General features: G+C 66.7%; 28 protein-coding genes and 1 pseudogene. 18 read left to right on the forward strand and 11 right to left on the reverse strand.

What is annotated here, in order from left to right:
• The first annotated feature begins 1 nt into the window (after nucleotide 1).
• The 8 genes from hutI to B9Z03_RS06750 all read left to right on the forward strand — a co-directional run bounded on the left by hutI (nucleotide 2) and on the right by B9Z03_RS06750 (nucleotide 10038).
• Nucleotides 2–1237 carry an imidazolonepropionase gene (gene hutI, locus B9Z03_RS06715; RefSeq protein WP_085463491.1) on the forward strand — a complete coding sequence of 412 codons (1236 nt, stop codon included), beginning with the start codon at nucleotides 2–4 and terminating at the stop codon, nucleotides 1235–1237.
• Between the two features lie 82 nt (nucleotides 1238–1319).
• Entirely contained in the window at nucleotides 1320–2849 is a 1530-nt protein-coding gene (gene hutH / locus B9Z03_RS06720; protein ID WP_085463492.1) for a histidine ammonia-lyase, read from the forward strand.
• Nucleotides 2850–2871: 22 nt separating this feature from the next.
• Nucleotides 2872–3174: a hypothetical protein gene (locus B9Z03_RS06725; RefSeq protein WP_210191349.1), complete on the forward strand. Its 303-nt coding sequence runs from the start codon at nucleotides 2872–2874 to the stop codon at nucleotides 3172–3174.
• On the forward strand, nucleotides 3174–3974 hold the full coding sequence (gene hutG, locus B9Z03_RS06730) for an N-formylglutamate deformylase (RefSeq protein WP_085463494.1): 801 nt from the start codon (nucleotides 3174–3176) through the stop codon (nucleotides 3972–3974). Before B9Z03_RS06725 ends, hutG begins: the two co-directional genes overlap by 1 nt.
• Nucleotides 3971–5644 (forward strand): urocanate hydratase, encoded by a 1674-nt coding sequence (hutU, locus tag B9Z03_RS06735; RefSeq protein ID WP_085463495.1) that lies wholly within the window; start codon nucleotides 3971–3973, stop codon nucleotides 5642–5644. The genes hutG and hutU overlap by 4 nt, the downstream gene beginning before the upstream one ends.
• The gene (locus tag B9Z03_RS06740; protein WP_085463496.1) at nucleotides 5644–6210 is read left to right on the forward strand and encodes a HutD/Ves family protein; all 567 of its coding nucleotides are present in this window, start codon (nucleotides 5644–5646) and stop codon (nucleotides 6208–6210) included. Before hutU ends, B9Z03_RS06740 begins: the two co-directional genes overlap by 1 nt.
• 147 nt (nucleotides 6211–6357) lie before the next feature.
• Nucleotides 6358–6756: a c-type cytochrome gene (locus B9Z03_RS06745; RefSeq protein ID WP_085467526.1), complete on the forward strand. Its 399-nt coding sequence runs from the start codon at nucleotides 6358–6360 to the stop codon at nucleotides 6754–6756.
• A 306-nt stretch (nucleotides 6757–7062) separates the two neighbouring features.
• Nucleotides 7063–10038 (forward strand): caspase family protein, encoded by a 2976-nt coding sequence (locus tag B9Z03_RS06750; protein ID WP_244561675.1) that lies wholly within the window; start codon nucleotides 7063–7065, stop codon nucleotides 10036–10038.
• Nucleotides 10039–10258: 220 nt separating this feature from the next.
• Here B9Z03_RS06750 and cysK read toward each other — a convergent pair whose 3' ends face one another.
• Nucleotides 10259–11236 (reverse strand): cysteine synthase A, encoded by a 978-nt coding sequence (gene cysK / locus B9Z03_RS06755; protein WP_085463498.1) that lies wholly within the window; start codon nucleotides 11234–11236, stop codon nucleotides 10259–10261.
• A 284-nt stretch (nucleotides 11237–11520) separates the two neighbouring features.
• Here cysK and B9Z03_RS06760 point away from each other — a divergent pair, with 284 nt between their 5' ends.
• Nucleotides 11521–12513 carry an adenosine kinase gene (locus tag B9Z03_RS06760; protein WP_085463499.1) on the forward strand — a complete coding sequence of 331 codons (993 nt, stop codon included), beginning with the start codon at nucleotides 11521–11523 and terminating at the stop codon, nucleotides 12511–12513.
• 78 nt (nucleotides 12514–12591) lie between these two features.
• On the forward strand, nucleotides 12592–12894 hold the full coding sequence (locus B9Z03_RS06765) for a hypothetical protein (protein WP_085463500.1): 303 nt from the start codon (nucleotides 12592–12594) through the stop codon (nucleotides 12892–12894).
• A gap of 149 nt (nucleotides 12895–13043) precedes the next feature.
• Here B9Z03_RS06765 and B9Z03_RS06770 read toward each other — a convergent pair whose 3' ends face one another.
• The 5 genes from B9Z03_RS06770 to hrcA all read right to left on the reverse strand — a co-directional run bounded on the left by B9Z03_RS06770 (nucleotide 13044) and on the right by hrcA (nucleotide 16735).
• A complete protein-coding gene (locus B9Z03_RS06770) occupies nucleotides 13044–13589 on the reverse strand; it encodes an outer membrane protein (protein ID WP_085463501.1) in 546 nt (181 codons plus the stop codon).
• A gap of 156 nt (nucleotides 13590–13745) precedes the next feature.
• Entirely contained in the window at nucleotides 13746–14381 is a 636-nt protein-coding gene (locus B9Z03_RS06775) for a trimeric intracellular cation channel family protein (protein ID WP_085463502.1), read from the reverse strand.
• 129 nt (nucleotides 14382–14510) lie between these two features.
• Nucleotides 14511–15137, reverse strand: a complete 627-nt coding sequence (grpE, locus tag B9Z03_RS06780) for a nucleotide exchange factor GrpE (RefSeq protein ID WP_085463503.1) — start codon at nucleotides 15135–15137, stop codon at nucleotides 14511–14513.
• 273 nt (nucleotides 15138–15410) lie between these two features.
• Complete coding sequence (locus B9Z03_RS06785) at nucleotides 15411–15611, reverse strand: hypothetical protein (protein WP_085463504.1); 201 nt, start codon at nucleotides 15609–15611, stop codon at nucleotides 15411–15413.
• A 53-nt stretch (nucleotides 15612–15664) separates the two neighbouring features.
• The gene (hrcA, locus tag B9Z03_RS06790) at nucleotides 15665–16735 is read right to left on the reverse strand and encodes a heat-inducible transcriptional repressor HrcA (protein WP_085463505.1); all 1071 of its coding nucleotides are present in this window, start codon (nucleotides 16733–16735) and stop codon (nucleotides 15665–15667) included.
• Between the two features lie 145 nt (nucleotides 16736–16880).
• Here hrcA and rph point away from each other — a divergent pair, with 145 nt between their 5' ends.
• From rph to hemW, 4 genes are all read left to right on the forward strand, one after another.
• Nucleotides 16881–17597: a ribonuclease PH gene (rph, locus tag B9Z03_RS06795; protein ID WP_085463506.1), complete on the forward strand. Its 717-nt coding sequence runs from the start codon at nucleotides 16881–16883 to the stop codon at nucleotides 17595–17597.
• 34 nt (nucleotides 17598–17631) lie between these two features.
• Nucleotides 17632–18042, forward strand: coding sequence for a VOC family protein (locus B9Z03_RS06800; RefSeq protein WP_085463507.1), 411 nt, complete (start codon nucleotides 17632–17634; stop codon nucleotides 18040–18042).
• The gene (gene rdgB, locus B9Z03_RS06805; protein WP_085463508.1) at nucleotides 18042–18686 is read left to right on the forward strand and encodes an RdgB/HAM1 family non-canonical purine NTP pyrophosphatase; all 645 of its coding nucleotides are present in this window, start codon (nucleotides 18042–18044) and stop codon (nucleotides 18684–18686) included. The genes B9Z03_RS06800 and rdgB overlap by 1 nt, the downstream gene beginning before the upstream one ends.
• A 136-nt stretch (nucleotides 18687–18822) precedes the next feature.
• Nucleotides 18823–19992 carry a radical SAM family heme chaperone HemW gene (gene hemW, locus B9Z03_RS06810; protein WP_432416990.1) on the forward strand — a complete coding sequence of 390 codons (1170 nt, stop codon included), beginning with the start codon at nucleotides 18823–18825 and terminating at the stop codon, nucleotides 19990–19992.
• Here the strand turns inward: hemW and B9Z03_RS06815 are convergent.
• Together B9Z03_RS06815 and B9Z03_RS06820 are read right to left on the reverse strand one after the other, a co-directional pair.
• Nucleotides 19989–20189, reverse strand: coding sequence for a hypothetical protein (locus B9Z03_RS06815; protein ID WP_085463510.1), 201 nt, complete (start codon nucleotides 20187–20189; stop codon nucleotides 19989–19991). The two genes, hemW and B9Z03_RS06815, sit on opposite strands and share 4 nt — an antisense overlap.
• Complete coding sequence (locus tag B9Z03_RS06820) at nucleotides 20186–20368, reverse strand: hypothetical protein (protein ID WP_085463511.1); 183 nt, start codon at nucleotides 20366–20368, stop codon at nucleotides 20186–20188. The genes B9Z03_RS06815 and B9Z03_RS06820 overlap by 4 nt, the downstream gene beginning before the upstream one ends.
• Nucleotides 20369–20484: 116 nt before the next feature.
• On the opposite strand from B9Z03_RS06820, the gene rsmI reads away from it, so the two are divergent.
• From rsmI to B9Z03_RS06835, 3 genes are all read left to right on the forward strand, one after another.
• Nucleotides 20485–21405 (forward strand): 16S rRNA (cytidine(1402)-2'-O)-methyltransferase, encoded by a 921-nt coding sequence (rsmI, locus tag B9Z03_RS06825; RefSeq protein WP_139832187.1) that lies wholly within the window; start codon nucleotides 20485–20487, stop codon nucleotides 21403–21405.
• Entirely contained in the window at nucleotides 21395–21772 is a 378-nt protein-coding gene (locus tag B9Z03_RS06830; RefSeq protein WP_085463513.1) for a YraN family protein, read from the forward strand. Before rsmI ends, B9Z03_RS06830 begins: the two co-directional genes overlap by 11 nt.
• Nucleotides 21773–21851: 79 nt before the next feature.
• The gene (locus B9Z03_RS06835) at nucleotides 21852–22673 is read left to right on the forward strand and encodes a cyclase family protein (protein ID WP_085463514.1); all 822 of its coding nucleotides are present in this window, start codon (nucleotides 21852–21854) and stop codon (nucleotides 22671–22673) included.
• A gap of 4 nt (nucleotides 22674–22677) precedes the next feature.
• Here B9Z03_RS06835 and B9Z03_RS06840 read toward each other — a convergent pair whose 3' ends face one another.
• The 3 genes from B9Z03_RS06840 to B9Z03_RS06850 form a co-directional block, all read right to left on the reverse strand.
• Nucleotides 22678–23439 carry an RES family NAD+ phosphorylase gene (locus B9Z03_RS06840; RefSeq protein WP_085463515.1) on the reverse strand — a complete coding sequence of 254 codons (762 nt, stop codon included), beginning with the start codon at nucleotides 23437–23439 and terminating at the stop codon, nucleotides 22678–22680.
• On the reverse strand, nucleotides 23399–23779 hold the full coding sequence (locus B9Z03_RS06845; RefSeq protein ID WP_085463516.1) for an antitoxin Xre/MbcA/ParS toxin-binding domain-containing protein: 381 nt from the start codon (nucleotides 23777–23779) through the stop codon (nucleotides 23399–23401). The genes B9Z03_RS06840 and B9Z03_RS06845 overlap by 41 nt, the downstream gene beginning before the upstream one ends.
• 63 nt (nucleotides 23780–23842) lie before the next feature.
• Nucleotides 23843–25213, reverse strand: a complete 1371-nt coding sequence (locus B9Z03_RS06850) for a cytochrome P450 (protein ID WP_085467527.1) — start codon at nucleotides 25211–25213, stop codon at nucleotides 23843–23845.
• A 235-nt stretch (nucleotides 25214–25448) separates the two neighbouring features.
• Here B9Z03_RS06850 and B9Z03_RS06855 point away from each other — a divergent pair.
• Nucleotides 25449–25874, forward strand: a pseudogene (locus tag B9Z03_RS06855) (response regulator); the annotation flags it as partial.
• Nucleotides 25875–25882 lie beyond the last annotated feature (8 nt).

Raw genomic sequence — 25882 nt, forward strand, 5'->3', positions numbered from 1 at the left:
GATGAGCCGTCGCCTTCTCGACAATCTGCGTATCGCCACCATGGCCGGGCCGCACGGCTGGGGCATGGTCGACGGCGCGATCGGGATCGAGGACGGGCGGATCGCCTTCGTCGGCGCGGCGCCCGCCGGCTGGCAGGGCGTGGAGCGCGAGGATTTCGCTGGCCGCCTCGCCACGCCGGCGCTGATCGACTGCCACACCCATCTCGTCTTCGGTGGAAATCGCGCGCGCGAGTTCGAGATGCGGCTGGAAGGCGCGACCTATGAGGAGATCGCGCGGGCCGGCGGGGGCATCGTCTCGAGCGTCACGCAGACACGGGCGCTGAGCGAGGACGAGCTGGTCGCCCAGGCGCTGCCGCGCCTCGACGCGCTGCTGGCCGAGGGCGTCGCCACGGTCGAGGTCAAGTCGGGCTACGGGCTGACCATCGCCCACGAACTGAAGATGCTGCGCGTCGCGCGTCGGCTTGGCGGCCTGCGGCCCGTGCGCGTGGTCACTTCCTGGCTCGCCGCGCACGCGGTGCCCGCCGAATATAAGGGCCGCGCGGACGCCTATCTGGACGAGGTCGCGCTGCCGGGGCTGGAGGCGGCGCAGGCCGAGGGCCTCGTTGACGCCGTCGACGGCTTCTGCGAGGGCATCGCGTTCTCCCCTGCACAGATTGGCAAGGTGTTCGAGAAGGCGCGCGCGCTCGGCCTGCCGGTCAAGCTGCATGCGGAGCAATTGTCAAATCTCGGCGGCGCCCGGCTCGCGGCCTCCTTTGGCGCGCTGTCGGCCGACCACCTCGAGCATCTCGACGCCGCGGGCGTCGCGGCAATGGCCGCGGCCGGCACCGTCGCGGTGCTTCTGCCCGGCGCCTACTATTTCCTGCGCGAGACGCAGGCGCCGCCGGTGAAGCTGCTGCGCGAGGCCGGCGTGCCGATCGCACTCGCCACGGACTGCAACCCCGGCACCTCGCCGCTCACCTCCGTTCTCACCACGATGAACATGGGCTGCACCCTGTTCCGGCTGACGCCGCAGGAGGCGCTGGCCGGGTTCACCCGCAACGCCGCCCGCGCGCTGGGTCTGTCGGAGGAGATCGGGACGCTGGAGCCGGGCAAGCGGGCCGAAATCGCGATCTGGAACGCCGCCGAGCCGGCGGAGCTTGCTTACAGGATAGGGTTCAATCCGCTGCACGCTCTCCTTCTCCCCGTTCACGGGGAGAAGGTGGCCGAAGGCCGGATGAGGGGCGGCGCAAGATCATGAGAATATCGATGACCAATGTCGGACGCTGCCCCTCATCCCCTGCCGGACCTTCTCCCCGTGAACGGGGAGAAGGAAGCTCACGATGATCACCCTCCACCCCGGCTCGGTCCCCCTCTCCGACCTCGAAGCCATCTATCGCATCGGCGCGCCCGCCCGGCTGGACGACGCCTTCCGTCCCGGCATCGCGAAGGCCGCTGCCCGCATCGCGGAGATCGCGGGCGGCGGGGATGCGGTGTACGGAGTCAATACCGGCTTCGGCAAGCTCGCCTCGGTGCGCATTCCGCCGTCCGACCTGGCGACCCTGCAGCGCAACCTGATCCTGTCGCACTGCTGCGGCGTCGGCGCGCCGCTTGCCCCGGACATCGTGCGGCTGATCATGGCGCTGAAGTTGATCTCGCTGGGCCGCGGCGCTTCGGGCGTGCGGCCGGTGGTGGTCGAGCTGATCGAGGCGATGCTGGACAAGGGTGTGATCCCGGTGATCCCTGAGAAGGGCTCGGTCGGCGCATCCGGCGACCTTGCGCCGCTGGCGCATATGACGGCGGTTATGGTCGGCGAGGGAGAGGCCTTCTTTGCCGGCGAACGATTGAACGGCAAGGCTGCACTTGAAAGGGCCGGCCTCGCGGCGATCGTGCTCTCTGCCAAGGAAGGGCTGGCGCTGATCAACGGCACGCAGGTCTCGACCGCGCTGGCGCTCGCCGGCCTGTTCCGGGCGCATCGCGCGGCCAATGCGGCGCTGATCACTGGTGCGCTCTCCACCGACGCTGCGATGGGATCCTCGGCCCCCTTCGTCGAGGAGATCCACACGCTGCGCGGCCATCGCGGCCAGATCGAAACCGCAGCGGCGCTGCGTGCGCTGATGGCCGGTTCCGAGATCCGCGACAGCCATCTGGAAGGCGACGAGCGCGTGCAGGACCCCTATTGCATCCGCTGCCAGCCGCAGGTCGACGGCGCCTGCCTCGACCTGTTGCGCATGGCCGCGACGACGCTGGAGACGGAGGCCAATGCCGTCACCGACAATCCGCTGGTTCTCTCCGACGGCCGCGTCGTCTCCGGCGGCAATTTCCACGCCGAGCCGGTGGCGTTCGCCGCCGACCAGATTGCGATTGCCGTCTGCGAGATCGGCGCGATCGCCCAGCGCCGCGTGGCGCTGCTGGTGGACCCGAAGCTCTCCTACGGCCTGCCGCCCTTCCTGGCGAAGAATGCCGGTCTCAACTCCGGCATGATGATCGCCGAGGTGACCTCGGCTGCGTTGATGAGCGAGAACAAGCAGATGGCTTTCCCGGCCTCCGTGGATTCGACGCCGACCTCCGCCGACCAGGAAGACCATGTCTCCATGGCCTGCCACGGCGCGCGGCGGCTGTTGCAGATGACCGACAACCTCGCCGGCATCGTCGGCATCGAGGCGGTGGTGGCGGCGCAAGGGCTGGACTTTCGGGCGCCGCTGACGACGAGCACCGAGTTGACGAACGCGCATAGGGCAATCCGCAGCGTCGTGCCGACGCTGGAGGTCGACCGCTACATGGCGGGCGATCTGGAGGCCGGCGCCGAGCTGGTGAAGAGTGGCAAGCTGAATGCCAGCGTCAGCGCGGGCATTTTGCCGGGGCTCGGATGATCATTCGCGCGAGAAGAGTCTTTTGATGAAGAACATCCAGCTGATCGATGGCGCGGAAAACGCCGCCTATAACATCTATGCGATGCCAGACGAGGATTTCGATTTGATGTTTCCGAATGGCCAGGACATCGAGTTCGTTGAGGACTTCTTCAAACGCCTCGGCAGTAAGCGGGCGGGCGAGATCTATCACGCTTGTTGGCCGCGCCGTGTCGTAAAATCGGAGGTTCAAGGGATTCACGGAACCCTGTTCGTGGGGCTGAAGAAGCAGAAGAAGAAGCACTATCCGACAAAGCGCTTCTCCGACGATGGGGCATCCGAATTCTGATGCTGCCCGCTGAGATCATTCCCGGCACCTCCCCCGTCATCCTCGCCTTCCCCCATACCGGAACCGAGGTGCCCATCGACATCGCCTCGCACCTCAACGCCGAGGGCGCAAAACTCCGCGACACCGACTGGCACATCCACCAGCTCTATGCCGGCCTGCTGCCCGACGCGACGACGGTGCGCGCGACGTTCCATCGCTATGTGATCGACGCCAACCGCGATCCGTCCGGCGAAAGCCTTTATCCCGGCCAGAACACCACCGGCCTCGTGCCGCTCACCGACTTCGACAACCAGCCTCTCTGGAACGAAGCACCGACCGAGGTGGACATCGCCGTGCGGCTCGCGCAATTCCACCGGCCCTACCACGCCGCGTTGCAAGCCGAGATTGGCCGCGTGAAAGCGCTGCACGGCATCGCCGTCGTCTACGACTGCCACTCCATCCGCTCGCGCTGCCCTTTCCTGTTCGAGGGCGTGCTGCCGGATTTCAACATCGGCACCGACAACGGCAAGACCTGCGCGGGCGAGATCGAGCGCGCGGTGGCAGAGATCTGCGGCAAGGCCGACGGCTACACATCAGTGCTCAACGGCCGCTTCCGGGGCGGCTGGACGACGCGGCACTACGGCAGGCCCGAAACCGGTGTCCACGCGATCCAGATGGAGCTGGCGCAGATCACGCACCTCGCCACCGAGGAGCTCCCCTTCGCCCTCGATCCCGGCAAGGCGCGCCGGCTGCGCACGGTGCTCGCCGACATCCTTACCGAAATCGAACGTATTGCCTACGAACTCGGAGGCCGCACATGACCAATCCCCGCCACAACATCCGCGAGGTCCGCGCCCCGCACGGCCCGGAGCTTTCTGCCAAGAGCTGGATGACGGAAGCGCCGATGCGCATGCTGATGAACAATCTCGATCCGGGCGTCGCCGAAAATCCGAACGAGCTGGTCGTCTATGGCGGCATCGGCCGCGCGGCCCGCACCTGGGCCGACTTCGACGCCATCGTGGCGACGCTGAAGACGCTGACCGAGGAAGAGACGCTGCTGGTGCAGTCGGGCAAGCCGGTCGGCGTGTTCCGCACCCACAAGGATGCGCCGCGGGTGCTGATCGCCAATTCCAATCTCGTGCCCCATTGGGCAACCTGGGACCATTTCAACGAGCTGGATAAGAAAGGGCTGGCCATGTACGGCCAGATGACCGCCGGATCATGGATCTACATCGGCACGCAGGGCATCGTGCAGGGCACTTACGAAACCTTCGTCGAGGCCGGCCGCCAGCACTATGGCGGCAGCCTGAAAGGTAAGTGGATACTGACGGCAGGCCTCGGCGGCATGGGCGGCGCGCAGCCGCTGGCGGCGGTGATGGCGGGCGCCTCGTGCCTCGCCATCGAATGCGACGAGACCCGCATCGATTTCCGGCTCCGCACCCGCTACGTCGACGAGAAGGCGACGACGCTGGACGAAGCGCTGGGGATGATCGAGCGCTGGACCAGGGCCGGCGAGGCGAAGTCGGTCGGCCTGCTCGGCAACGCCGCGGAGATCGTGCCGGAGCTCTACCGGCGCGGGATCCGCCCCGACATGCTGACCGACCAGACCTCGGCGCACGATCCGCTCAACGGCTATCTGCCGAAGGGCTGGACCGTCGCCGAGTGGCGCGACAAGCGGGAAAGCGACCCTAAAGCCGTGGAAAAGGCCGCCCGCGCGTCGATGCGCGAGCATGTCGAGGCGATGGTCGCATTCTGGAACGCCGGCGTGCCGACGCTCGACTACGGCAACAATATCCGCCAGGTCGCGAAGGACGAAGGCTTCGACAACGCCTTCGCCTTCCCAGGGTTCGTGCCGGCTTACATTCGCCCGCTGTTCTGCCGCGGCATCGGCCCGTTTCGCTGGGCGGCCCTGTCGGGCGATGCGGAGGACATTTTCAAGACCGACGCCAAGGTGAAGGAGCTGACGCCAGGCAACACGCATCTGCACAACTGGCTCGACATGGCGCGCGAGCGCATCGCGTTCCAGGGGCTGCCGGCACGGATCTGCTGGGTCGGCCTCGGCGATCGCCACCGGCTCGGCCTCGCCTTCAACGAGATGGTGGCGAAAGGCGAGCTGAAGGCCCCGGTCGTCATCGGCCGCGACCATCTCGATTCCGGCTCGGTCGCCTCGCCCAACCGCGAGACCGAGGCGATGAAAGACGGGTCGGACGCCGTGTCCGACTGGCCGTTGCTCAACGCATTGCTCAACACCGCCTCGGGCGCCACCTGGGTGTCGCTGCACCACGGCGGCGGCGTCGGCATGGGCTTCTCGCAGCATGCCGGCATGGTGATCTGCGCCGACGGCACGGCCGATGCGGCGCGGCGGTTGGAGCGGGTGCTGTGGAACGATCCGGCGACGGGCGTCATGCGCCACGCGGATGCCGGCTACGACATCGCCATCGACTGCGCCAAGGACAAGGGCCTCAGGCTGCCCGGCATCCTCGGCAACTGATGCGCATCATCCGCGCCGCCGAGCACCGCGTCGTGCCTTGGAAGAACGGCGGCGGATTGACGCGCGAGGTGCTGGTCGAGCCGGACCCGGCCGATCCCGCGCAGTTCCTGTGGCGGGTGAGCATCGCGACGGTGGCCGAAGCCGGCCCGTTCTCGCGCTTCCCGGGCATCGACCGCAGCATCGCGGTGCTGGACGGCGCGGGTATGCGGCTCGATGTCGACGGGGAGATGGTGACGCTGCTCAAGGGCGACCCGCCATTCCGTTTCACGGGCGAGGCGGAGGTTCGCTCCGAGTTGCTCGACGGAGCGACGACAGACCTCAACGCGATGACACGGCGGGGCCGATTCCGTCATCGCATGGAGCGCGTACGGTGCGAGGAACTGACGGTTCCGACGGGGGCGGCGGAAACGAATATTCTGCTGTTCACCGGACCGGTGACCGTCGCAGGCATGCCGCTGGATCGCTTCGATGCGCTTGTCGGCCTCGGACGCGTCGAGAAGATCCGGATTCGGGCGGAAAAGCCCTCCGACATGCTCGTGATCGCGATCGAACAGATGGGTGACTGAGGCCCTGAGGCCCATTCCGCAATCCCGCCGCGCCTGTCACGCTCGTCGCGATGAGCCTTCTGCGTTCGCGACGTCGTCTTTGCCCTCTTGACCGCGGTCTCGCATCCGGATTCTGATCCGCCAGCCAAAAGCCATCCGGAGATGTTCATGCCTCGCCTCGTTGCATCCACCCTTGCCGCGTTCGCCTTCGTCCTGTCCGCCGGCGTGGCGAACGCTCAGGATGCCGAGGCGGGCAAGAAGATCTTCGCCCGTTGCGCCGTCTGCCATGGCATCGGCGATGCGAAGAAGCCGATCGGTCCGACCCTGAACGGCGTGATCGGCCGCACCGCGGGAACCGAACCGGATTTCGCCGCCAAGGCGTCCGGCTATTCGAAGGTGATGAAGGAGGCCGGGGAGAACGGCCTAGTCTGGGACGAGGCCAATCTCGACGAATACCTGGCCGAGCCGCGCAAGAAGCTGCCCGGCAACAAGATGGCGTTTGCCGGCATGAAGAACGAGAAGGACCGGCTGGACGTCATCGCCTACATCAAGACGTTCGGCGAGTGAGCGCGCTCACGACACAGTTTCGATACTCCGCCATGCTAGCGCCGGACAGTCCGGATGTCCGGACGAAGATGCTGCTTGACGGACGGTTACGTGGAAATTTCCGGCAGGGCTATCGCATATCGGGAGACCCCCACCCCTGACCCCTCCCCGCAAGGGGGAGGGGGGCGTCGTCGTAGTGCCTTCGACAGAAACGATTGCTGTGGCGAAGCTCCCGCGATCCCCCTCCCCCTTGCGGGGAGGGGCCAGGGGTGGGGGTCATCCGGCCAAAGCGACACGAGATTTGTCTCGATCGTCCTGCCGAGGCTCGTGCTTTGCATCGCGACCCTCGTTCTTGTTCTGGCGTTCGCGGCAAGGCCGGTGCTGGCGCAGGAGCCGAAGAGCCTGAACGGCGTGGCGCTGGTCATCGGGCAGTCGGCCTACCAGAACATCCAGCCCTTGCCCAATCCCGCCAACGATGCGCGCGAGATGGTCAAGCTGCTCACCGATCTCGGCTTCGACGCGCGCGGTGTCACGGACCGGGACGCCAATCGGCTGCGGCGCGACATCGAGCGCTTCGTCGAGGACGCCGCGGAGGCGGACGTGGCGCTGCTCTATTATTCTGGCCATGGCATCGAGGCGGCCGGCGACAACTGGCTGATCCCGGTCGACGCCGGCCCGGCAGCGTTGGACTCGGCGGAGGAGTCCTTCATTTCGCTCGCTTCGATCGTCGAGGAACTGAAGAAGTCCGTGCCGGTGACGATCGTGCTGCTCGACGCGTGCCGCACCAGCCCGTTTCCACCAGACGCGACACTGAAGCGCACGCCCACCGGCTCGGCCGAACCCGTCTCGGCCGGGGGACTCGGCGCGGTGCGCGGCGTCACCGGCTTCAAGGCGCAGACGCCCGCCAACGACAATCTCGGCATGGTGATCGGCTTTGCCGCCGAACCCGGCCAGCCGGCGCTCGACGGCGAGCCGGGCGCCAACAGCCCCTATGCGGCCGCGCTGATCCGCCATCTCGCGGCGATGAAGGGGCTGGAGTTCGGCCAGGTCATGCGCATGGTGACGGAAGAGGTCTATCTCGCCACCGGCGCGAAGCAGCGGCCGTGGATGAACGAGAGCCTGAGGCGCCTGCTCTATTTCGGCCTTGCGCCGGAGGAACCCGAAGGCGTCGACGCCACGATCACCGGCGAGCGGCGACAGCTGCTGCTCACCATGGCCGACCTGCCGGACTTCGAGCGCGTCCAGGTCGAGCAGGTCGCACTGCGCGAGGGCGTCAAGCTCGATTCGCTCTACGGCGTCCTTCGCGCGCTGGGCGAGGAGCAGACGCCCGGCACGCCGGAGGAACTCGGCAAGCTGCTCGAGGCGCAAGCGGGCCGGCTGAAATCGATGCTGTCGGAGCGCGCGGCGTTGCGCACTGACGATCCCGAACTGCTGGCGCTCGCCAACGCTGCCGACCGCGCCATCGGCGAGGGCGCGATCGTCGCGGCACGGCGTTTCCTCGACGACGCGGTGGCGAAGGTGGAGGCGGGGAGCGCCGCGGTCGACGCGCTGGAAGACCAGCTGAAGGAAAAGCGGCTGGCCGACGCCGCGATCTATGCCAGGCGCGCCGACGCGTCGGTTCTCGTCTTCGACTTCCGCGCCGCGGCGGCCGACTATGCCAAGGCCTTCGACCTCGTCGAAAAATGGGACGACCGGCTCGCCTGGAACTACAAGAACCTCGAGGCGGAGGCGCTGCGTGGCCAGGGTGCTGCCACCGGCGACCGCGCTGCGCTGGATGGCGCGCTCGCCGCCTACCAGACGGTGCTCGACATGCTGCCCAACGGCGAGAAGGGCCGCGACTGGGCCATCACCCGCAACAACATGGCGGTGGTGCTGAACACGATCGGCGAGCGCGAGGAAGGCACCGAGACGCTGAAGCGCGCGCTCGACACGTTCCGCGAGGCGATGGAGATATTCAGGGCCGAGGGCGACGACACCAACTGGGCCGCCGCGCAGAACAATATCGGCAACATCCTGCTGGCGATGGGCGGCCGTTCGGGCGATCGTGCGATGACGCGCGACGCCGTCGCCGCCTATCGCGCCGCGCTGGAGAAGCGCTCGCGCGACAAGGTCCCGCTCGACTGGGCGTCCTCGCACAACAACATCGGCATCGCGCTGTTCCAGCTCTCGCAGCCCACCGGCGACGTGGCGGGGCTGGTCGAGGCGGAGGCGTCCTACCGCGCCGCGCTGGAGGTGCTGACGCGCGACTCGGCGCCGGTCGACTGGGCGCTGGTGCAGAACAATCTCGGCAATACGCTGAACGCGCTCTCGCTCGTGCGCAACGATCCGGAGCCGGCGAAACAGGCGGCCGAGGCCTTCAAGGCGGCCATGACCGTGCGCACCAGGGAGACCTGGCCGTTGCAGTGGGCCAGCAGCCAGCTCAATCTCGGCAACTCCTACACCGCGCTCGGCCGCCACGAACTCGGCACGGCGAACATCGAGGAAGCGCGTGCGGCCTATGAGAACGCGCTGAGCGTCTTCGACCGTCAGAAGACGCCGCTCGACTGGGCCTCGGTGCAGAACAATCTCGGCTCCTCGTGGCAGACCATCGGCCAGCGCACCCAGGACCTTTCGGCGCTGCAGAAGTCGCTGGAGGCCTTCCAGGCGGCGCGGCGCGTCTACAAGCGCAGGGATTTCCCGTCCGACTGGGCGATGACCGAGAACAATGCCGGCAACACGCTGCGTCTGATGGCGGTGGTGTCGGGCGATCCGAAATACTATCGCGAGGCGATCGAGGCCTATGACCTGGCGCTGCGTGAATACACACGCGAGCGCGCACCGATGCAGTGGGCGCTGGCGACGTCGAGCATGGGCGACGCCATGCAGTTCCTCGCCGCGACGGAGGAGAAGACCGACAATCTGCACGCGTCCGTCGCAGCGCGCCGCGCCGCGCTGGAGGTGCTGACCGCGGAGAATGCGCCCGTCGACTGGGCCAATGCGCAGAACGGCCTCGGCATGTCGCTGCTCAACCTCGCCACGCGCGAGCAGAACGCGGCCTTCCTGCCCGAGGCCAAGGCCGCGTTCGAGGCGACGACGAAGGTCTTCACCCGCGACACGCAGCCGGTGCAGTGGGCCTTTGCGCTCAACAATATCGGCGACGTGCACTGGTCGCTCGCCGCCCAGGGCGGCGGCGCGGCCGACTACCGCCAGGCGCTCGCCATGTTCGAGCAGGCGAAGGAAGGCTTCGCGGCGGCCGGCTATGCGCCGCTGATCCAGCTGGTCGACCAGAAGATCGACCTGGTGAAGAAGAACCTGGCGAAGTAAGCCGGGAAGTGTCTTCTGGTTCGGTGCCGGGCAGTCGACTCTCGTTATTGTGGCGCGTTACCCCCACCCCTGCCCCTCCCCGCAAGGGCGAGGGGGACTTGGTCGTGTGCATGTCGGCCCGGAACCGCCAATGATCGGCGCCGGACTGGCGGAGTTCCCCTCCCCCTTGCGGGGAGGGGCAGGGGTGGGGGTAACGCGCCCTACGCGACAGTCCCGCGGCTCAGCCGAGCCCGTCGAACAGCACCGTCGACAGGTAGCGCTCCGCGAACGAGGGGATGATGACGACGATGTTCTTGTCGGCGTTTTCCGGCCGGCGGCCGACCACCGTCGCCGCCTGGAGTGCCGCACCCGAGGAGATGCCGACCGGCACGCCTTCGAGCCGGGCGACGAGGCGGGCATTGGCGAAGGAATCCTCGTTGGAGACGGTGACGATCTCGTCATAGACCGTGGTGTCGAGGATTTTCGGCGCGAAGCCGGCGCCGATGCCCTGGATCTTGTGCGGGCCGGGCTGACCGCCTGACAGCACAGGCGAGGCTTCCGGCTCGACGGCGACGACGCGGACGCCCGGCTTGCGCGCCTTGAGCACCTGGCCGACGCCGGTGATCGTGCCGCCGGTGCCGATGCCCGACACCAGGATGTCGACGCCGCCCTGCGTGTCGTTCCAGATCTCCTCGGCCGTGGTCTTGCGATGGATTTCCGGATTGGCCGGATTCTCGAACTGTTGCGGGATGATGGCGCCGGGAATGGTCTGCACGAGCTCCTCGGCCTTGGCGATGGCGCCCTTCATGCCCTTGGCGCCTTCGGTAAGCACGAGTTCCGCGCCCAGCAGCGCCAGCATCTTGCGGCGCTCCATCGACATCGTCTCGGGCATGGTCAGGATCAGCCGGTAGCCCTTGGCCGCGGCTGCGAAGGCGAGCGCGATGCCGGTATTGCCCGAGGTCGGCTCGACCAGCGTCGTCTTGCCGGGCGTGATGCGGCCGTCGGCCTCCATGGTCTCGATCATGGCGACACCGATACGGTCCTTGACGCTGGCGATCGGGTTGAAGAATTCGAGCTTCGCCAACAGGTTGGCGACGATGCCCTTCTCCTTGGCGAACTTGTCGAGCCGCACGATCGGCGTGTCGCCTATGGTCTCGGTGATGGAATTGTAGACCCTGCCGCGGCCCGGCACGTGCGTGGCGCTCGCATGCTTGTTCATCGTTTTCTCCCTGAGGCGGTTTGCAGCACCATAGTCTCTTGCAGGCCGAAATCCGAGAGGCGAACGATCGCGCAGGGCGCGTTGTGTAGAATTTTGTCCCAAGAAAGCCTGGAACCTAGAATGAAATTCTACGGCTCAGATGCCAGCTGCCTTGCGGGCGCCGTTTGGACGGCAGCGGAGGGCCCGGCGGAGTCGTCCGACGCGCTTGCAATCCGTCATCCACGCGCTAAACCCGTCGATGACAGGCGCCCCGCGGACGGACGGCGCGGAGAGCGGGACGCTTCATGAGTCAGTATGACGTGCTGTGCATCGGCAACGCGATCGTGGACATCATTGCGCGGTGCGAAGAGAGTTTTCTCGTCGACAATGCCATCATCAAGGGCGCGATGAACCTGATCGACGCCGACCGCGCCGAGCTTCTCTACAGCCGGATGGGCCCCGCGATCGAGGCGTCGGGCGGCAGCGCGGGCAATACGGCGGCGGGCGTCGCGAGCTTCGGCGGCCGGGCCGCCTTCTTCGGCAAGGTTGCGAAGGATGCGCTGGGCGAGATCTATGCGCACGACATCCGCGCCCAGGGCGTGGCTTTCGACACCAAGCCGCTCGACGTGCCGCCGCCCACCGCCCGCTCGATGATCTTCGTCACCGCTGACGGCGAGCGCTCGATGAACACCTATCTCGGCGCCTGCGTGGAGCTCGGGCCCGAGGATGTCGAACAGGACAAGGCGGCCGGCGCCAAGGTCACCTATTTCGAGGGCTACCTGTGGGACCCGCCGCGCGCCAAGGATGCGATCCGGCTGGCGGCGAAGCATGCGCATGCCGCCGGGCGCGAAGTGTCGATGACGCTGTCGGACTCCTTCTGCGTCGACCGCTATCGCGACGAGTTCCTGTTCCTGATGCGGTCCGGAACGGTCGACATCGTCTTCGCCAACGAGAGCGAGCTGAAGGCGCTCTACCAGACCTCGTCCTTCGAGGCGGGGCTGGAGGCGATCCGCAAGGATTGCAAGCTCGCGGCCGTGACGCGCTCGGAACTCGGCTCCGTCGTCGTGCGCGGCGACGAAACGGTCGTGGTGGACGCGATCGAGATCGGCGAGCTGGTCGACACGACAGGCGCGGGCGACCTCTACGCCGCCGGTTTCCTGTTCGGCTACACGACGGGCCGTTCGCTCGCCGATTGCGGCAAGCTCGGCTCTCTCGCGGCGGGGCTGGTGATCCAGCAGGTCGGCCCGCGCCCCCGTCAGAGCCTGCGCCAGGCGGCCGTCGAGGCGGGGCTGCTCTGAGCAGGGCTTGACAAGGCGGGCCGCCGCGGCAGTTCATGGGTGCGGGCCGGCATGGCAGCGCACCCAGGGAGGTCGCCAATGAACGTCGCCAATCTCCAGCTTCAGGGTCTTCTGATGGCGGTTGCGTCCATCAACGAGATGCTCGTCAGGAAAGGCCTTCTGTCGGTCGAGGAGATCGACCTGGCCCTGCGCAAGGCGGAAGCCGATCTCACTTCCGAGGAAAGGATGACGGAAGACCTGTCGCATTCGAACCGGGATGCGATCTGCTTCCCGATCCGTCTTTTGAAGGCTGCAAACCGCGGAACGTCGGAACGGACGACCTTCTCCGACCTTTCGCGCAAGGTCGGCGCCAACAAGGAGCGCCATGCCGATCAGGCGTAGCGATCAGAGACTGTCTGGAAATTCTACTCTGACGGCCGTCTGATGGCGTTTTCTGCGCTTCCGGTGCTCACGGACCCAAATGTCCGCTCCGCTTCTGTTCTCGAAACCGCCACCAGCTGTGTCGCCAGAGCGAATTTCGAAACAGTCTCTCAGAACTTGTAGGTGAGCTTGCCCTCGATCAGGTCGATCTCGAGCGAGTTGCCGGTGTTGTTCAGGTCTTCGAACTTGTATTTCAGGTATTGCAGCCCGAAGATCGCGTTCTGCAGTGTCGCGAAATCGAGGCCCGCGCCCACGGCCAGGCCGCGACCGTCGACGCCGGCGCTCGTGCTGCCATAGGCGCCGCCGGCGGTGCCGTAGACCAGCACGCGGTCGAAGGAATAGCCGAGCCTTGCCCGCAGATCGATGACGGAGGTCAGCCGGTTGTCGGGGCCGATCTCGATGTCGGCGGCGGATACCGAACCTTCGACGCCCGCGACCGCGTCGCCGAGCGTCCAGTCATAGCCGCCATGGATGCCGCCGATCGCGCCGTCACCGGCCACGACGCCCGGACTGCCCCAGGCATAGCCGCCCTGCACGCCGAGCCTGAAGCCGCTCCAGTCGAAATTCTGGTCACCCGCGAAACGCTCGGCGATCGGTGCCGGAATCTCGTCAGCCGCGACGGCGGGCGTCGCGGCGAGCAGCAGGATTGCGGTCACACAACGTTTCACGCTTCAGTTCCCAGATACAACGACGTGTTTGTATCGACTCACCGTTTCAGCAGAATGCCGTTCACTGATAATTGTTCCGTTAATACGGTTACGTGAACGTTGCTGCCGAAATGCGTCAGAAATGCGAAAACCGTGTGGCGAACGTTAAGGGATGTCTTCCGGGCGGCGTCCCGGCCGGGTGCGATAGCGCGGAAAGGTCCAGCCGAATTTCAGCGCCCCGCCGCGCACCACGAAGGCCGCCGCCGCCGCGATCAGCGCCGAGGCGAGCAGCGGAAAGCCCGCCAGCACCAGCCCGGTATGCGCCGCCGCGCCGACGAGGGCAGCGGTAACGTAGATTTCCGGCCGCAAAAGCACCGAGGGCTCATTGGCGAGCAGGTCGCGCAGGATGCCGCCGAAGGTGGCCGTCAGAACGCCGGTGACGATCGCGACGGCCGGTGAGCCGGTCGTAACCAGACCGATCTGCGCGCCGAGCACGCAATAGGCAGCCAGACCGACCGCATCCAGCCAAAGAAGAAGCTTCCACCGGCTCTCGAAAAGATGGGCCGTGAAGAACACCAGCACCGCGACGCCCGCGCAGACGAGAATGTAGCCCGGCTCCCGAACCCAGAATACCGGCGTCAGCCCGAGGATCAGGTCTCGGAACGTGCCGCCCCCGACGCCCGTCACGCCCGCGAGGAACAGGAAGCCGATGATGTCGAGTTGCTTCCGCGACGCCGCCAGCGCGCCGGTGGCGGCGAAAACCGCGATGCCGGCATAGTCGAAGGCGAGGATGGGGTTCATGTATTAAGGGAGTAGGGGAGTAAGGGAATAGGGCAGTAGGGCGTTAGAGACGCATTCATAGCACGTCTCCGCGGTTGCCAGGAGCGACTTCCTACTGCCTTACTCCCCCCTATTCCCTTGTCCCCCTACTCACGCATCCTTCTCGGCCTGCTCGTTCACCGGACCGGGCTCCGCGGCCTGGGCGGGGGCGGCCTTGGGGCCGCCCTTGGCGATGCCGACCATGGCCGGGCGCAGCACGCGGTCGCCGATGGAGTAGCCTGACTGCACCACCTGCACGACAGTGCCGTTCGGCACGTTGGGGTTGGGCACCTCGAACATCGCCTGGTGGAAATTGGGGTCGAAGCGTTCGCCCTGCGGTTCCAGCTTCTTCACACCGTGGCGTTCGAGCGCCGAGAGCATGGCGCGCTCGGTGATGTCGACGCCTTCGAACAGCGCCTTGAAACCGGCATCGCCTGCCTCCTTCGCCTCGGCCGGCACGGCATCGAGCGCGCGGCGCAGATTGTCCGACACCGTCAGCATGTCACGCGCGAAATTCGTTACGGCATAGGTGCGCGCATCCGCGACGTCACGCTGGGTGCGGCGGCGCAGGTTTTCCATTTCGGCTGCGAGGCGAAGCGCCCGGTCCTTGAGCTCCTCGTTCTCCTTCATCAGCCGCACCAGCGCCTCATAGTCGCCGTCATTGCCCTGGCCGTTTTCACCGGGCGCGGCATCTTCGATGCGCTCGTCGTTCATGTCGTCGTTGGGCTTCTCGCTCATCGCGTCGGTCCTGCATCAACTGTTCGTGAGTTGTGCCCGATATCGATACTTGCGGTCGAAAAATCAAGGCTGGATCGGCGGTATGCAACCTCTTCCTGTTCGCTCGCAACGCGTTTGGCGCGCGACCATGGAGATTTGATCGCTCTATGGTGCTTGCGAGGCTGTCGTCGGGCCGCGTGGACAGCTACGCAAGAAAAGCCCGCCAATCTGGCGGGCTTCGCTTCCGACGACGATGAGGCGCGGCTTGCACCCGCGTGTTAGCCGATCTCCAATCTAGTTGGGAGAGAAGAGCCGTTTTTGTGCAGGGTCGTATTGGATGTTCGGATCAGATCCCAACACCGTCATCACCGCCGTAAAGTTTGCGGCATCGAGGCTCGGCGTTGTCGCGACCGTCCCTCCTGCCAATGCAAGCTGAACGACGCCGATCTTCTGATCGATGTCCCAGGAACCACGATAGTTCAAGACCTGCGGCATGCCATCCTCCCATGATTGAGAAGATAGATAATACACGTATAGATAGAGAATGGCTACCGTAGCATCCGGCTGATCATCTGCGCGGTATAGTCCACCATCGGCACGATGCGGGCATAGTTCAGCCGTGTCGGGCCGATGACGCCGAGCGCGCCGACGACGCGGGAATCCTTGTCGCGGTAGGGCGCGACCACCAGCGACGAGCCGGACAGCGAGAACAGCTTGTTCTCCGAGCCGATGAAGATGCGCACGCCCGATCCGCCCTCGGCGAGGTCGAGAAGCTGCATCAGCCCGTCCTTGGTCTCGAGATCCTCGAACAGGTGGCGCAGCAGCTGGATATCGGCCTCGGCGGTGACGTTCTCCAAGAGGTTGGCGCGGCCGCGCACGATCAGCGTCGCCGGCAGGCCGCCGTCGCCGCCCGACCAGACGGCCAGACCCTTGTCGACCAGATCCTGCGACAGCGCGTCGAGCGCCGTCTTGGTCTGCGCCTTGAGCCGGGCGACCTCGGCGCGGGCCTCGGCCAGCGTGCGCCCGACGATATGGGCGTTGAGGAAGTTCGACGCCTCCATGAGCTGCGAGGTGGTCACGCCCGGCGGCAGCTCGACGATGCGGTTCTCCACGTCCCCATTCTGCGACACCAGCACGGCGAGCGCCCGGGTCGGCTCGAGCTGGATGAATTCAAGATGCTTCAGTGGCACTTCGTTCTTGGCGGCTACGACGAGGCCGGCGCCGCGCGACATGCCCGACAGCATCTGGCTCGCCTCGGTCAGCATCTGCTCCAGCGTCGATCCGGAACCGGAGGCCTTCACCTGCGCGTCGATCGTGCGCCGCTCCTCCTCGGACAGGTCGCCCAGCTCCATGAAGGCGTCGACGAAGAAGCGCAGGCCCTTCTGGGTCGGCAGGCGGCCGGCCGAGATGTGCGGCGCGTAGATGAGGCCGAGCTGCTCCAGGTCGCTCATCACGTTGCGCACGGTCGCCGGCGACAGCGAGGCGGGCAGCATGCGCGACAGGTTGCGCGAGCCGAGCGGCTCGCCGTCGCGCAAGTAGGAATCGACGATCGCCCGGAAGATGTCCCGGGAGCGGACGTCGAGCGACTGGAGATTCTGATCGAAGACCGGGTTCGTCATGGCCGGAGGATGGGACCGGAGCGCTGGATTCTGTGCAGAAGAATATAGTCGGGTGCGCGACCCGTGCAACCGAGCCGGCGTTTCGGTTGCTCCGCGCCTAGACTGCGTCTACAAGCGCCCTTCTCCAGCCAACCGGAACCGAGTCATGCGTCCTTCCAAGCGCCAGCCCGACGAGATGCGGGCCATTTCCTTCGAACGCGGCATTTCCAAACATGCCGAGGGCTCGTGCCTCGTCAAGTTCGGCGACACGCATGTCCTGTGCACCGCGAGTCTCGAGGAAAAAGTGCCCGGCTGGCTGCGCAATACCGGCAAGGGCTGGGTCACCGCCGAATACGGCATGCTGCCGCGCTCGACCGGCGACCGTATGCGCCGCGAGGCGGCGAGCGGCAAGCAGGGCGGCCGCACCATGGAAATCCAGCGCCTCATCGGCCGCTCGCTGCGCTCCGTCGTCGACCTGCAGGCACTCGGCGAGGTGCAGATCACGGTCGACTGCGACGTGATCCAGGCCGACGGCGGCACGCGCACGGCGGCGATCACCGGCGGCTTCGTCGCGCTGCACGACTGCCTCTCCTGGATGGCGGCGCGCAAGATGACCGACGTCTCCAAAGTGCTGAAGGACCACGTCGCGGCAATTTCCTGCGGCATCCACGACGGCGTTCCGGTGCTCGATCTCGACTATCTGGAGGACTCCTCCGCTGGCACCGACGCCAACTTCGTCATGACCGGGAAGGGCGGCATTGTCGAAATCCAGGGCACGGCGGAAGGAATCCCCTTCACCGAGGAGGAATTCGCCGCGCTGATGGGGCTCGCCAAGAAGGGTATTGCCCGGCTGGTCGACCTGCAGAAGATGGCGGTGGCGTAAGCCTCCGGCATCAGGCCCCTGCAAGGAGCTGCCGATGAAACCCTCCGCCGTCCTCGAATCCGCCCTCTACGTCACCGACCTCGCCGCCGCCGAGCATTTCTACGGCGCGGTGCTCGGGCTGGAGCCGCTCGGCAGGGTCGAGGGGCGGCACGCTTTCTTCAGATGCGGCGGAAGCGTCGTGCTCCTGTTCAGCGCCGAGGCGACCCGGCATCCGCCGGCACCCGATGCGCGCCTGCCGGTGCCGCCGCATGGCACCGTGGGCGAGGGACATCTTTGCTTCGCGGCGACCGAGGCGGAGATCGACCGCTGGAAGGCGCATCTGATCGAAGCCGGTGTGGCGATCGAGGCCGAGTTCGAATGGCCGCAAGGCGGCCGCTCCATTTATTTCCGCGATCCGTCGGGCAATTCGCTCGAATTCGCCAATCCATCCATCTGGGGGCTCTGATGAGGGATCTCGGCAAGCGCATCGTCGTCGCCAGCCACAATGCCGGCAAGCTGGCGGAGTTCGCCGACCTTCTGGCGCCGTTCGGGCTGGAGGCGAGGTCCGCCAAGGAATACGGCCTGCCGGAGCCGGAGGAGACGGGGACGACTTTCGAGCAGAACGCCTACATCAAGGCCTATGCGGCTGCGTCCGCCACCGGCCTGCCGGCCATGTCGGACGATTCCGGCCTGGTGGTCGACGCGCTGGACGGCGCGCCCGGCGTCTACACGGCGGACTGGGCGACGAAGCCGGACGGCACGCGCGACTTCATGATGGCGATGCAGAAGACCGAGGATGCGTTGCAGAAGGCGGGTGCGACCGTGCCGGACCAGCGCACCGGCCGCTTCGTCGCGGTCATCTGCCTTTGCTTCCCCGACGGCGAGGCGGAGTATTTCCGCGGCGAGGCCGAAGGCACGCTGGTCTGGCCGCCGCGCGGAACCAGTGGCTTCGGCTACGATCCGGTCTTCCTGCCCGACGGGCATTCGCGTACCTTTGGCGAGATGACCGCCGAGGAAAAGCACGGCTGGAAGCCCGGCATGGAAACCGCCACCTCGCACCGCGCCTGCGCCTTCAAGAAGTTCGCCGAGGCGAGATTGGGGTTGAAGTGACCTCGGTCGGCCGCCCCCTCACCGCATCGCTTCGCTCGGCACCTCTCCCCGAGGGGAGAGGAGGACGCGGTGGCGACGCGGCGCCCTTCTTCTTCCCGGCGGGGAGAAGGTGGCCCGAAGGGCCGGATGAGGGGGCGTGCTAGTGCGGTTGCTCACCGACCCCGGCTTCGGCGTCTACCTGCACTGGCCGTTCTGCGCGGCGAAGTGTCCGTATTGCGACTTCAACAGCCATGTCCGCCACCAGCCGCCGGACCAGGCGCGTTTCGCGCAGGCCTTTCGCCGCGAGCTGGAGCACTTCCGCGCTCGCACCGGGCCGCGCGAAGTGACGTCGATCTTCCTCGGCGGCGGCACGCCGTCGCTGATGGAGCCTGAGACCGTCGGCGCGCTGCTCGATACAGTGGCGGAGCTCTGGACCGTGCCGGAGGGCATCGAGGTGACGCTGGAGGCCAATCCCTCCTCGGTCGAAGCCGGGCGCTTCCGCGGCTACCGCGCCGCCGGCGTCAACCGCGTCTCGCTCGGCGTCCAGGCTCTGAACGATCCGGACCTGCGCTTCCTAGGCCGGCTGCACGACGTGGCGGAGGCCAAGCGCGCCATCGGGCTGGCGCGTGACATCTTTCCGCGGCTTTCCTTCGACCTGATCTATGCCCGTCCCGGCCAGTCGCTCGACGCCTGGCAGCGCGAGCTCGGCGAGGCGATCGACCTCGCGGCCGACCACCTGTCGCTGTACCAGCTAACCATCGAGGAAGGCACGCGCTTCCATGCGCTTCACGCGGCGGGCAAGTTCGTCATGCCCGATCCGGATCTCTCGGCCGACCTCTATGCGCTGACGCAGTCGGTGACGGCCCAGCGCGGCCTGCCGGCCTACGAGATCTCCAATCACGCCAGGCCGGGCGCGGAAAGCCAGCACAACCTCGTCTACTGGCGCTACGGCGAATATGTCGGCGCCGGCCCCGGCGCGCATGGGCGCTTCGTCGAGAATGGCCGCCGCGTCGTCACCTTCACCGAGAAGATGCCGGAGACCTGGGCCAATCTGGTCGAGGCCAACGGCCACGGCGTGGTGGGCGGCGAGGTCCTCCACCGGAGCGAGGAGGCCGACGAGTTCCTGATGATGGGGCTGCGGCTTGCCGAAGGCATCGACCTCGCCCGCTACGAGGACATGGCCGACCAGCCGCTGTCCTTGAAGCGTATCGCCGTGCTGCAGGGCGAGGGGCTGGTCGAATCGTTGGGCAATTCCCGGCTGCGCGCCACGCCGACCGGCATGATCGTGCTCGACGCCCTCGTTGCCGATCTCGCGCGGACCGACTAGCGCTTGACGACGCTGAATTTGTTTTCCGGGAGTTTCGAACCCTGCACGCCGCCTTCGCGGCGATGAGGGTCGGCCCTGCCACCCGGATCGCCGGCGGGGCCGTCCTGGTCGCCGTCCGCTGAGCGGGCACCCTGCGATGCGTCCATCGTATGGACGAGATACTCGATCTTCGCCGAGAAGCGTGCAGCGGCGCTCATGAGCGGGGCAGCCGCTCCCAGGGCTTCGGCAGGTTGACCGGCAGCGGCGTTGCCGGCTGGGTCGCGGCGTCCTTGACGTCGGCCCGCCGCAGGGCTGGCGGCCGCGGCGGCTTTTCCTTCCGGCGCTCGCGTCCGGCATAGTAGGGTTCGTAGCTGTCGTGAATGAGCAGGCCGTCCATCCTTCGCCTCCTGATGTCCGATGCCTAAATCCGCCGAATCGGTTTTCGTTCCCGATCGTGGCGCGGGCGTGGCGATGCTCTTCCCTTGGACCGGACGGGCATGCGACACACGGCGCATGAGCAGGCACGACACATCTCCCGAAGCCTCGCCGCGCCGGACCTTCCTCGTCGGTGAGGCGGAGGTCGTCGCGCGTCCGCTGGAGCCGGCGCTCTATCTGGTCGCAACGCCGATCGGCAACCTCGGCGACATCACGCTGCGCGCGCTGGAGACGCTCGCTGCGGCGGACGTGCTGGCCTGCGAGGACACGCGCGTCACCCGCAACCTGCTCTCGCGCTACGGCATCCGCCAGCGGCCGGTGTCCTATCACGAGCACAATGCCGCCGAGGCCGGCCCCGGCCTGATCGCGGCCCTTGCCGAGGGCAAGAGCGTCGCGCTTGTCTCCGATGCGGGCACGCCGCTGGTGTCCGATCCCGGCTATCGGCTGGTGGGCGAGGCGATCGGCGCGGGGCACCGCGTCGTGCCGATCCCCGGCGCATCGGCGCCACTCGCCGCGCTGACCGCCAGCGGCCTGCCGTCGGATGCATTCCTGTTCGCCGGCTTTTTGCCGGTGAAGGACGGCCAGCGCAGGCAGCGGCTGGAAGCTTTGAAGGCGGTGCCGGCGACGCTGATCTTCTTCGAATCGCCGCGCCGTCTCGACGATGCGCTGGCGGCGATGGCCGAGGTGCTCGGCGACCGTCCGGCCGTGGTCGGGCGCGAGCTGACGAAGACCTTCGAGGAGTTCCGCCGCGCCGGTCTTGCCGACCTCGCCGCGCACTATGGCTCGGTCGATGCGCCCAAGGGCGAGGTGGTGATCTGCGTCGGTCCGCCGGCTGAGGAGGTGGCAGACGTCGAGGATGTCGACCGGCTCCTCGTCTCGCTGGCGGCGGAAATGTCGGCGTCGAAGGCCGCCGCCGAGGCGGCGCGGCTGACCGGGCAGCCGAAACCCGGCCTTTATCGCCGGCTCCTCGAACTCAAGGGGGAGGGCGGTGGCGCCTGACGGCCGTCGCAAACGCCTGCGCGCCTATCGCCTCGGCTTCCGGGGCGAGTTCCTCGCTTCGGTCGCCCTGATGGCCAAGGGCTACCGCATCGTCGCGCGGCGCTATCGCACCAAGCTCGGCGAGATCGACCTGATCGCCCGGCGCGGCGACCTGATCGCCATCGTCGAGGTCAAGGCGCGGCCGACGCTGGCGCAGGCGATGGATGCGATCGGTCGCGAGTCGGCCTGGCGCATCGAGGGCGCGGCCGACATGTGGCTGTCGTGCCAGCGCGATTTCCCGCGCCTGTCGGTGCGCTTCGACATGGTGGCGGTGCTGCCGTGGCGCTGGCCGGTGCATGTCGAGAATGTTTTTTCAGGCAGGCGGTAGCCGCACCTCATACTTCCCTTGCGGAACGACGACATCCCCTGCACTCTGAATGGTCTCAATAACCTTCGGAGTTATCGATATGTGTCACGCCTGCGTTATCGAGAACGTCAAGTCGAACATGCTGTCGCGCCGCGCCTTGTTCCGCGGTCTCGCCGGGGCGGGTGCTGTCGCCGCTGTCGCGTCGGCTCCTGCGCCGCTGTTTGCCCAGTCCGCCGCGCCCGGTAAGGCGCATGACCTGACCCACGAGCTCTACGACAAATTCCCGACCTACTTCGGCGCCCAGCAGTTCTGGATGGATCAGAAGTTCAGCCATGCGAAGGACACGTTCAACCTGTTCGAATGGCGGCTGAGCGAGCACACCGGCACTCATATCGATGCGCCGCTGCATTTCACCGCCGACGGCAAGTCGGTTGCCGAACTGCCGGTGGAGGACCTCGTCGGGCCGCTCGTCGTCATCGACATCAAGGCCAAGGCCGCCGACAACCCGGATGCGCAGGTGACGCCCGAAGATATCAAGGCTTGGACCGACGCCAACGGGCCGCTGCCGGACGGCGCGGTGGTGGCGATGAACTCGGGCTGGTCGGCGCATGTCGCCACCGACAAGTTCCGCAACCTCGGCGCCGACGGCAAGACGATGCACTTCCCCGGCTTCCACGTCGACGCCATTAAGCAGCTTCTCGAAGGGTCGACCAAGGCGATCGCGGTCGACACGCTGTCGCTCGACTTCGGCCAGTCGCCCGACTTCATCGTCCACAACACCTGGCTGCCTGCCGGCCGCTACGGCATCGAGGGCATCACCAACCTCGACGCCCTGCCTGCCAAGGGCGCAACCATCGTCGTCGGCGCGCCGAAGGTGAAGGGCGGCACCGGCGGCCCGGCGCGGGTGTTTGCGCTCGTGTAACGGCCTATCGCGCCGCCAACACCGCCAGTCGCGGGTCGGCGGCGAAGAGCGCGATCGGAAACGACAGGCGAGCCTCGGGGCGGTCGCACAGCGCGATCGCCTCACGGGCCGAGAAGCCGATGCGCCATGTGGCGTATCGGGCAGGCGCCGGTGCGGAGAAGGCGAGACAGGACAGGAGCGCCAGGTTCGCCCTGCCGTGCGGATCGCGGATCGATCGGTAGCGGATCGCGGTCACTCCGGCCGCGCGGGCGGCGTCAGCCAGATCGAGGCAGGCCGAATAGTCGGCCGGATGGGTCCAGAGCGCTGCATCGGAGGAGAATGGCGCCGCCGTCAGGTCGATGGCGGCGTCGACGCGGAAGGCTACCTCGAACCCGGTGAATTCGAGCGGATTGCGCGGAAAGGGCGTCGTCGGACTCTCGGCGAAGAAGAGCAGCCGGTAGAAGACGGTCTCTGCCACCGCGGTTTCAGGGTGCTCGGCCGCATAATAGACGCCTGGCGAATAGCCTTCGCGCCGGAACCTCGAACTCCCAGGATATCGTCCGTATCGGAACGGCGTCGACAGGAGGTAGTGGAGGCCGGAACATTCGGGCGGGCCGGGCGGCTTCGTCCGTTCCAGTTCCTCCTCCAGCAGCGCCTGCTCTTCCAGCGTGTCGACCAGTTTCATCGTCGACACGCGATGCTGCGCCTCGACGAGGCGCCAGCAATCGCCGCCGAGCGGCCTCGCCTCAGACCGGAGCGCGTCGGGCGTCCAGATAGGCGAGGACATGGGTGAGCCCGTCTATGCTTCTGATGCGCGCCAGCGGCTGTCCGCCCAGCGCGAGGTTCTCGGCGCGCAGCCAGTGGCGCGAGGCAGCATCGTCTCCGCCCATGATGGCGTCCAGCGCGCGGTAGAGCCTGACGAAAAGCAGCGCCAGCTCATAGGGCTTGCCGGAGAGGCGGAAGCTGGCGTCGCCCCGCTTCATCCGCGACAGGCTTGCCTCCGACACGCCAATGATCGCGGCGAGATCCCTGCCCGAAACATCGAGCAGATCAGCGGCCCGTGTTACGGCCTTGGCGGCGACCACGGAAGTGTCCAGCGGGTGGTCGAGTTTGAGCGCGGTCGACACAGCAAAATCCTTTCTGTTGAAAGGAAATATAGATCTTCTTTCGCAAGAAATCAAACCTGCGACCTACACGCGTGCCGTCACCTTCATCGGCAGGCCACCCTCCGGCTGGGTGGTCAGCTTCTGCACCGGCCACGGCCTGGTCTCCGCCACCGTGTCGAAGCGGAAGCGCGAGAGGAGCACGGCGAGCGCGATAACGGCTTCCTGCATGGCGAAACTGGCGCCGATGCAGATGCGCGGGCCGGCGCCGAAGGGGAGATACTGATATCGGTCGATCGCGTCGCGCCGCCCGGGATGGAAGCGCGACGGCATGAAGGCGTCGGGCTTGTCCCAGAGCTTGCGGTGGCGATGCACCGTCCACGGCATGACGAGCACGGTCGCGCCCTTGCGCAGGACGAGGTCGCCGTAGCGGTCTTCTTCCACCGGCTCGCGGTTGATCGACGGCGCCGGCGGATAGAGCCGCATCGCCTCCTCGAAGGCCGCGCGCGTCAGCGGCATGGCGTCGAGCCATTTCACCGGGTCCGACTCGCGGGCGAGGACGGAGGCGATCTCTTCCTCGATCTTCTCGCGCTCCCACGGCGATTCCGCGAGGCAGTAGATGGTCCAGCCGAGCGCGCGGGCAGTGGTCTCGTGGCCGGCGCCGATGAAGGTGATGATGTTGTCCTCGACCTCGCCGCGCGTCAGCCCGTCGGGTCCTTCCGCCCTCAGCAGCAGGGTGAGGAAGTCCTGCGGCGCGCTGCCGGGATCCTTCGCCAGGTGCTCCTCACGCAGCGCGATCGTGTCGGCGACGATGCCGCGGAAATAAGCCATCGTCTTGCGTCCGCGGATACGCGTGATGCGCGGCAGCCAGTCCGGCGCCCTGAGCAGGTCGAGCGGGTCGACGCGGCCCATGGTCTCGAACAGGCGGTCGATCTGGGCTTCGAACGTGCCGGGAGGCGCTGCGATCTCGCCGGAAAACAGCGTCTCGGCCAGGATGTCGTAGGTCAGCGTCGTCATGTCGCGCGCCAGGTCGACCGTTGTGCCCGACACGTAGCGGTCAGCGAAGTCCTGGGTGCGCTTCAGCATCGGCTGCGCGAAGCCGAAGATATGGCGGGGCGTGAACACCGGCGCCATCGCCTTGCGCGAGCGTTTCCAGGTGTCCCCCTCGGCGGTCAGCAGCCCGTCGCGCAGGATCGGCCGCAACACCTTCTGCCGTACCGTCGACATGCGGTAGTTCTTGACGTTGTCGACGAGGATATGCCGGATCAGCCCGGGATCGTTGGCGACCACCAGCGGCCCGCCGAAGCCCGAGACAGAGATCCAGGGCTGGTTGTAGGACGGCTCGCCCCACAGTTCGAGCGGATTGCGGTAGACGATCCGCATCATTTCCAGCGTCGACGGTGGCGAGGTCCGCGGTTTCGGCGCGGGCGGCACGAAGGGGGCGGGCGTTGCGTCCATCGATCGGAAATCCGTTTCGTCCTCTACATAGGTGATGTGCGACATGCCGCCAACTTCACTCGACGCGTGATCGTGTGGCACATGGTCGTCACGCGACAGAAACCCTGGAAAAGTCGCCTGAATTTCGTTCCGGCGTGCGGTTCGGCTTGATAAAAGGGCGTGAGTGCAACTTTATCTGTCATCGGAAGTTTGAGTATCCCGGAGAAGGGCAAAAGAGGTTCACAAGCGGAAGTCTGGAATGTCGTGCAGGATACTTGTGGTTGAAGACGAAATCTTCGTCGCTATCGAGATAGAACACGTGGTTTCTCAGATGGGCCATCGGCCGATCGGCATTGCGGCCGACAGCCGCAAGGCGGAGGAACTGGCGGGCGAAGCCGAAGTGGCGTTGGTCGACCTGAATCTGCGCGACGGTCCGACCGGTCCGGCGATCGGGCGCATGCTTGCCGAGAAGCATGGCGTGACGGTGGTGTTTGTCACCGCCAATCCTTCACAACTCGGCGAGGGAGTTCCTGGAACGCTCGGTGTGATCCCAAAGCCCGTCAACGACGACGAGATGCGTCAGGCGGTGAGTTTCGCGATTGCGCATCGGCAGCGTCAGGAGGCAATGCCGCCGGCAAGCATGACGCTCTTTAGCGCTGATACGAGCAGACTCGCCAGCTGATATCCGGC

The sequence above is a fragment of the Mesorhizobium australicum genome, assembly GCF_900177325.1.
GTDB classification, from domain to species: domain Bacteria; phylum Pseudomonadota; class Alphaproteobacteria; order Rhizobiales; family Rhizobiaceae; genus Mesorhizobium_A; species Mesorhizobium_A australicum_A.

Excerpts from the sequence above, each read along its gene's own strand:
- hutI (WP_085463491.1), top strand. The coding sequence starts at position 2 with ATGAGCCGTCGCCTTCTCGACAATCTGCGTATCGCCACCATGGCCGGG.
- rsmI (WP_139832187.1), top strand. The coding sequence starts at position 20,485 with ATGAGCAGGCACGACACATCTCCCGAAGCCTCGCCGCGCCGGACCTTC.
- B9Z03_RS06800 (WP_085463507.1), top strand. The coding sequence starts at position 17,632 with ATGAAACCCTCCGCCGTCCTCGAATCCGCCCTCTACGTCACCGACCTC.
- B9Z03_RS06740 (WP_085463496.1), top strand. The coding sequence starts at position 5,644 with ATGCGCATCATCCGCGCCGCCGAGCACCGCGTCGTGCCTTGGAAGAAC.
- B9Z03_RS06820 (WP_085463511.1), bottom strand. The coding sequence starts at position 20,368 with ATGGACGGCCTGCTCATTCACGACAGCTACGAACCCTACTATGCCGGA.
- rdgB (WP_085463508.1), top strand. The coding sequence starts at position 18,042 with ATGAGGGATCTCGGCAAGCGCATCGTCGTCGCCAGCCACAATGCCGGC.
- rph (WP_085463506.1), top strand. The coding sequence starts at position 16,881 with ATGCGTCCTTCCAAGCGCCAGCCCGACGAGATGCGGGCCATTTCCTTC.
- B9Z03_RS06785 (WP_085463504.1), bottom strand. The coding sequence starts at position 15,611 with ATGCCGCAGGTCTTGAACTATCGTGGTTCCTGGGACATCGATCAGAAG.
- hutH (WP_085463492.1), top strand. The coding sequence starts at position 1,320 with ATGATCACCCTCCACCCCGGCTCGGTCCCCCTCTCCGACCTCGAAGCC.
- grpE (WP_085463503.1), bottom strand. The coding sequence starts at position 15,137 with ATGAGCGAGAAGCCCAACGACGACATGAACGACGAGCGCATCGAAGAT.
- hutG (WP_085463494.1), top strand. The coding sequence starts at position 3,174 with ATGCTGCCCGCTGAGATCATTCCCGGCACCTCCCCCGTCATCCTCGCC.
- B9Z03_RS06840 (WP_085463515.1), bottom strand. The coding sequence starts at position 23,439 with ATGTCCTCGCCTATCTGGACGCCCGACGCGCTCCGGTCTGAGGCGAGG.
- hutU (WP_085463495.1), top strand. The coding sequence starts at position 3,971 with ATGACCAATCCCCGCCACAACATCCGCGAGGTCCGCGCCCCGCACGGC.
- hrcA (WP_085463505.1), bottom strand. The coding sequence starts at position 16,735 with ATGACGAACCCGGTCTTCGATCAGAATCTCCAGTCGCTCGACGTCCGC.
- cysK (WP_085463498.1), bottom strand. The coding sequence starts at position 11,236 with ATGAACAAGCATGCGAGCGCCACGCACGTGCCGGGCCGCGGCAGGGTC.
- B9Z03_RS06815 (WP_085463510.1), bottom strand. The coding sequence starts at position 20,189 with ATGAGCGCCGCTGCACGCTTCTCGGCGAAGATCGAGTATCTCGTCCAT.
- B9Z03_RS06775 (WP_085463502.1), bottom strand. The coding sequence starts at position 14,381 with ATGAACCCCATCCTCGCCTTCGACTATGCCGGCATCGCGGTTTTCGCC.
- B9Z03_RS06765 (WP_085463500.1), top strand. The coding sequence starts at position 12,592 with ATGAACGTCGCCAATCTCCAGCTTCAGGGTCTTCTGATGGCGGTTGCG.
- B9Z03_RS06850 (WP_085467527.1), bottom strand. The coding sequence starts at position 25,213 with ATGGACGCAACGCCCGCCCCCTTCGTGCCGCCCGCGCCGAAACCGCGG.
- B9Z03_RS06745 (WP_085467526.1), top strand. The coding sequence starts at position 6,358 with ATGCCTCGCCTCGTTGCATCCACCCTTGCCGCGTTCGCCTTCGTCCTG.
- B9Z03_RS06835 (WP_085463514.1), top strand. The coding sequence starts at position 21,852 with ATGTGTCACGCCTGCGTTATCGAGAACGTCAAGTCGAACATGCTGTCG.
- B9Z03_RS06760 (WP_085463499.1), top strand. The coding sequence starts at position 11,521 with ATGAGTCAGTATGACGTGCTGTGCATCGGCAACGCGATCGTGGACATC.